Consider the following 5,639-nt stretch of genomic DNA (forward strand, 5'->3'; position numbering starts at 1 on the left):
CCTTCGTTTACATTGCCGCTATCGCTATTTTGTTGATTCAGCTCAATTTTCCCTGTTTTTCAAACAGGGCCTAGTTTCAAGCTGTGTTTAGTAAAACCGCCAGTATCCGGCTCCATCAACGCGAAAGGCAAAAAAGCGAAAAAAGCCGCCCCGGCCGGGGCGGTGAACATCAGGTCATCTCTTTCAGCGCTCTGCGGGAGAGGGGGATGGCGCAGAAAAAAGCCAGGCAGTCGGCCACAGACTGGGTCATCTGGACACCCACCAGACCAAAACAGTGTGAGAGGAGATAAATCAGGGGAATGAAGAAAATCCCTTGCCGGGCCATGGCCATAAAGGTGGCGGAGCCGGTTTTGCCGATAGTCTGAAGCATCATATTGCTCATAACGGTCCAGCCAGTGGTGAAGAAAGTGACGCACTGGAACCGCAGGGCGGCAGCGCCGCAGGCAATGACCTCCGGGTCGTCCCGGAACAGGGCGATGAGCTGTGGAGCAAAGATAAAGCCCAGGGTGCTGACCGCCAGCAAGAACACAGTGGAGGATCTGACGCAGAACCAGAAGCCGTCCTTCACCCTCTGGTAGAGCCTGGCGCCGTAATTGAAGCCGCACATGGGCTGGAAACCCTGACCAAAGCCGATCATGGCAGAGCCGCCGAACATGGTGATGCGCTGGACCACGCCCATGGCGGCGATGGCGGCGTCCCCATAGGGCCGGATGGCCCGGTTGAGGCAGATAGTGGCCACGCTGGCCAGGCCCTGCCGGGCCAGGGAGGGCAGGCCCCCCTTGACAATCATCTCATAATAGGACCACTTCCGCTGGACCCGGGAGATGTGGATGTGCAGGTTGCCGCCCCGGGAGCAGCCGATCAGCAGCAGGCAGAAGCTGACGAACTGGCTGATGATGGTGGCCCAGGCCGCCCCGGATACCCCCAGGCCGAAGGTGAAGATCAGCAGGGGGTCCAGGGCGATGTTCAGCACAGCGCCGCTGGCGATGCCCACCATGGCGTAGGCTGCGCTGCCCTGGTAGCGCAGCTGGTTGTTCAGCACCAGGGAGGAGGTCATCCAGGGCGCACCGAAGAGGATGACCTGAAGATAGGCCTTGGTGTAGGGCAGGATGGTGGGCGTGGAGCCCAGCAGAGTGGCCAGGGGCTCCAGAAAAATCTGGCCCAGAACGCAGATCAGAGCGCCCGCCGCGATGGCGGAGAAGAAGCCGGTGGCCGCCATGTTGGAGGCCTCCTCAAAGTTCTGCCGTCCCAGCTCCCGGGAGATGAAGTTGCCGCTGCCGTGGCCGAAGAAGAAGCCTACGGCCTGGATGATGGCCATGAGGGAGAACACCACGCCCACGGCGCCGGTGGCGCTGTTGCTCTTCAGCATCCCCACAAAAAAAGTGTCCGCCATATTATAAAAGGCGGTGACCAGCATACTGATGATGCAGGGCAGGGCCAGGCTGCAGATCAGCGTGCTGACGGGGGTCTCTGTCATCTGATGAAATTTCTGTTCCTGTTTTTCGTCCATGGGAGCCTCTTTCTGTACAGGAGGCCGCCCTGAGGCGGGCCTCGGCCTTTTTTAAAAAAATTATAACACAGCTGTCAGAGAGGTGCAAAGGATTTTTCAGAAAATACAGGTGGCAGAGACGGTCCCGGCGGCATAGGATGGGATGTATCCGGGAGTGGCCGGATACAATCTCCAGGAAATGAGGGAGCTTCTTTGCGTATCAACGAAGCCTGCGAGCATATGCCGATCCAGCCCTATCCGCCGGAGGAGCCCAGCGTCCCCAGCGGCTGTAATAAAGTGGCCAGCCAGTGCGTGGATATTGCCGCGTCTTTAACGCTCAACCCCACCGCCGTCATGGGAACGCCCACGGTGACCTGCCAGGGCAGTCCCTGCGTTACCTGCTCCACTGACTGCGGCAGTACCAGCTGCACTCTGACTTTTAAACAGCAGGTCTGCGTATCCGTACCTATCCGCTATGGCGTGACCATGGCCAGCGGCGAACCCAGCATTGAGTGCACCGAGGAGAACGGCTGCTGTCACTGCGGCTGCTGAACAGGCATATGCGCCCCCGCCGGAATTTTCTGGCGGGGGCATTTTGCGGTTGGGGCCGCCGCTCCCATTTTGCGACCGCTTTTTCCGGAGGACCTGCCCTATAATAGCTCCATCGGACAAAGGGGGCGGGGCTGTGACGGTGGTTTATATAGACAGCGTATTCATCCTGAACACAGTGATGGACTATCTGCTGCTGCTGGCGACGGGACGGCTGGCGGGGGTCCCGCTCCGGCGGAGGCGGTACATATTGGCGGCCCTGGCCGGGGGGGCTTACGCTGTGGCGGTATTCCTGCCGGGGTGGGGGTTTCTGGCGTCGCCGCCGGTGAAGCTGGCGGCGGGGATACTGCTGGCCCTGGCGGCCTTCGGCGGTGAGGAGCGTTTTTTCCGGCTGACGCTGCTGCTCTTTATGGCCTCCAGCGCCCTGGCCGGGTGCGTGCTTGCCTTGGGACTGCTGGCGGGGAGCCGGGTGCCGGTGGTGAACGGCGTTTTTTACACGGATGTGGACGCCAAGGTGCTGCTGATTGCCGCGGCGGCAGCCTATGCGGTGATGGCGGTGGTGTTCCGGACTTCGGCCCGGCATGGGATCGGCGGACGGCTGCTGCTGGTGCGGGTTGGCCTAAACGGCCGGACCGTGGCCCTGACGGCCCTGTGGGATACGGGAAACGCCCTGCGGGAGCCCGGGAGCGGGGAGGCGGTGCTGGTGGCGGCCCCCGGCGCTCTGGACGGCCTTCTGCCGCCGGAGGCGCGGCGTCTGGTGGCGGCGGAGCGCCTGCGGTCCCCGGCGGACGTACTGGAGCCTCTGCGGTGTGCCTCGCCGGAGCTGCGGCCCCGTCTGCTGCCCTACCGCGCGGTGGGGGCGGGAGGGCTGCTGCTGGCGGTGCGGCTGGACTGGGCGGAGATCGGCGGCCGGCGGTACGCCGGACTGACGGCGGCGCTGTCACCCACGGCCCTGGGAGACGGATACACGGCCCTGTGGGGCGGCGAAGTCAAAAAAGGAGGAGACCATGGAAGTGTTGCGAAAAAGTCTTTCGGGGCTACTGGGGCTGCTGCGGCGGTGGGGGCTGCTGCCGGAGCCGGAGATTCACTATATCGGCGGAAGCGACACCCTGCCGCCACCCCTGAGCCGGGAGCGGGAGGCGGAGCTGGTGGGGCGTCTGGAGGATGAGGAGTCCCGGAAGGAGCTCATCGAGCACAACCTGCGGCTGGTGGTGTACATTGCCCGCCGGTTTGAGAACACAGGCATCAACATCGAGGATCTGATTTCCATCGGCACCATCGGCCTCATTAAGGCGGTGGGGACCTACCGGGCTGATAAGAACATCAAGCTGGCCACCTATGCCTCCCGGTGCATCGAAAATGAGATTTTGATGTACCTGCGGAAAAACGCCAACCGCAAGGGGGAGGTCTCCTTTGACGAGCCGCTGAATACGGACTGGGACGGCAATGAGCTGCTGCTCTCCGATGTGCTGGGCACGGAGGAGGATACAGTGATGCGCCCCATTGAGGAGGATGTGGAACGGAACCTGCTGGCGGCGGCCATCAACGCCCTGTCCCCCCGGGAAAAGCAGATCATCACCATGCGCTTCGGCCTGGGCGGCGGCCGGGAGCAGACCCAGAAGGAGGTGGCGGACCAGCTGGGCATCTCCCAGAGCTACATCTCGCGCCTGGAAAAGCGGATTATCTCCCGGCTGAAAAAGGAGATTCTGCGCATGAGCTGAACCGGGCGCAAGCCCCTTGCAATTTCCGGCGGGATTTTGTATAATATAACCCTATGCATAAAATCCTGCTGCAAGCAAGGGAGGAATATATATGGCAGAGGACGTGAAAACCACCCGGGAGGAAGCGGCGGAGGGCCGTAACTTCATCCACGTTTTTATCGAGGAGGACATCGCCCCCGGTGGACAGTACGAGGGGATGACCGTCCACACCCGCTTTCCGCCGGAGCCCAACGGCTACCTGCATATCGGCCACTGCAAGGCGCTGACCATCGACTTCGGCACTGCGGAGAAGTACGGGGGACTGTGCAACCTGCGGATGGACGACACGAACCCCACCAAGGAGGACGAGGAGTTTGTGGAGGCCATCAAGGAGGACATCCACTGGCTGGGCTTTGACTGGGGGGACCGGTTTTTCTACGGTTCGGACTACTTTGAGGAGGATTACCGCCAGGCGGTGGGTCTCATTAAAAAGGGCCTTGCCTACGTGTGCCAGCTGAGCCCGGAGGAGTTCAAGGAGTACCGGGGCAGCGTGGGCGTGCCCGCCCGGAGCCCATACCGGGACCGTCCCATTGAGGAGAGCCTGGACCTCTTTGAGCGGATGAAAAACGGCGAGTTCCCCGACGGGGCCATGACATTGCGGGCCAGGATCGACCTTGCCTCCGGCAACTTCAATATGCGGGATCCGGTGATCTACCGCATCAACCACCTGCCCCACCACCGCTACGGGGACAAGTGGTGCATCTACCCCATGTATGACTTCGCCCACCCCATCCAGGACGCACTGGAGGGCATCACCCACAGCCTGTGTTCGCTGGAGTTTGAGAACCACCGGCCCCTCTACAACTGGGTGGTGGACAACTGCGACCTTCCCGCCAAGCCCCGGCAGATCGAGTTTGCCCGCCTTGGCATCGACCACACGGTGATGAGCAAGCGCAAGCTCCGCCGTCTTGTGGAGGAGAGAAGAGTTTCCGGCTGGGACGATCCCCGGATGCCCACCCTCTGCGGCCTGCGCCGCCGGGGCTACACCCCCCGGTCTATCCGGAACTTCTGTGAGCGCATCGGCGTGGCCAAGTCCGCCAACATCGTGGAGTACGGCTTTCTGGAGCACTGCCTCCGGGAGGACCTGAACGAGACGGCGGAGCGGGTCATGGCCGTCCTGCGGCCCATTAAGCTGACCATTACCAACTACCCGGAGGGAAAGACGGAGACGGTGACGGTGGAGAATAACCCCGTGGACCCCGCCGCCGGCACCCGGGAGGTGGCCTTCTCCAGAACGCTCTGGATCGAGGCCGACGACTTCCTGGAGACCCCGGTGCCCAAGTACAAGCGCCTCTACCCCGGCGGTCCAGAGTGCCGTTTGAAGGGCGCATACCTCATCACCTGCACCAGCTGCGTGAAAGACGAGAGCGGGAACGTGGTGGAGGTCTTGTGCGAGTATGACCCGGCCAGCCGGGGCGGCGACCCCGCTGACGGCCGGAAGGTGAAGGGGGCTACCCTTCACTGGGTGGACGCGGAGACCGCCGTGGACGCGGAGGTGCGGCTGTACGACAATTTGTTTGCCGACGAGGCCCCCGACGCGGCGGACGAGGACTTCATTGACTGCCTGAACCCCAACTCCCTGGAGGTTCTCACCGGCTGCAAGGCGGAGGCCGGCCTTGCGGAGGCCGTGGCCCCCGTCGGGTTTCAGTTCATGCGGCTGGGATACTTCTGCCTGGACAACAAGGACTCGAAGCCGGGGCATCTGGTGTTCAACCGCAGCGTGAGTTTGAAGGACAGCTTTAAGAAATGAGGGAACCGCCCGGAGCGCAATGCGCTCCGGGCGGTTGCTTTGGTAGTACCAAAGGCAACCCCCGGCTAAGCCGGGGGTAAAAAAATAGCTT

Annotated in this window: 5 protein-coding genes; 4 read left to right on the forward strand and 1 reads right to left on the reverse strand. The window is 62.4% G+C overall.

Annotation, left to right across the window (positions count from 1 at the left end):
• Positions 1 to 169: 169 nt before the first annotated feature.
• Positions 170 to 1,510, reverse strand: a complete 1,341-nt coding sequence (locus tag QZ326_RS10975) for an MATE family efflux transporter (protein ID WP_295745109.1) — start codon at positions 1,508 to 1,510, stop codon at positions 170 to 172.
• Between the two features lie 192 nt (positions 1,511 to 1,702).
• On the opposite strand from QZ326_RS10975, the gene QZ326_RS10980 reads away from it, so the two are divergent.
• The 4 genes from QZ326_RS10980 to QZ326_RS10995 all read left to right on the forward strand — a co-directional run bounded on the left by QZ326_RS10980 (position 1,703) and on the right by QZ326_RS10995 (position 5,548).
• Positions 1,703 to 2,041 carry a hypothetical protein gene (locus tag QZ326_RS10980; protein WP_295745111.1) on the forward strand — a complete coding sequence of 113 codons (339 nt, stop codon included), beginning with the start codon at positions 1,703 to 1,705 and terminating at the stop codon, positions 2,039 to 2,041.
• Positions 2,042 to 2,174: 133 nt separating this feature from the next.
• Positions 2,175 to 3,206, forward strand: a complete 1,032-nt coding sequence (locus QZ326_RS10985; RefSeq protein ID WP_295745113.1) for a sigma-E processing peptidase SpoIIGA — start codon at positions 2,175 to 2,177, stop codon at positions 3,204 to 3,206.
• A complete protein-coding gene (gene sigE / locus QZ326_RS10990) occupies positions 3,121 to 3,759 on the forward strand; it encodes an RNA polymerase sporulation sigma factor SigE (protein ID WP_295745116.1) in 639 nt (212 codons plus the stop codon). The genes QZ326_RS10985 and sigE overlap by 86 nt, the downstream gene beginning before the upstream one ends.
• A gap of 91 nt (positions 3,760 to 3,850) precedes the next feature.
• On the forward strand, positions 3,851 to 5,548 hold the full coding sequence (locus tag QZ326_RS10995; RefSeq protein ID WP_295745114.1) for a glutamine--tRNA ligase/YqeY domain fusion protein: 1,698 nt from the start codon (positions 3,851 to 3,853) through the stop codon (positions 5,546 to 5,548).
• Positions 5,549 to 5,639: the final 91 nt, after the last annotated feature.

Source organism: uncultured Oscillibacter sp. (assembly GCF_910587525.1).
Lineage (GTDB): Bacteria > Bacillota > Clostridia > Oscillospirales > Oscillospiraceae > Oscillibacter.

What these genes read in the sequence shown, in the direction of transcription:
- QZ326_RS10995 (WP_295745114.1), top strand. Translation starts at nt 3,851, where the DNA reads ATGGCAGAGGACGTGAAAACCACCCGGGAGGAAGCGGCGGAGGGCCGT.
- QZ326_RS10975 (WP_295745109.1), bottom strand. Translation starts at nt 1,510, where the DNA reads ATGGACGAAAAACAGGAACAGAAATTTCATCAGATGACAGAGACCCCC.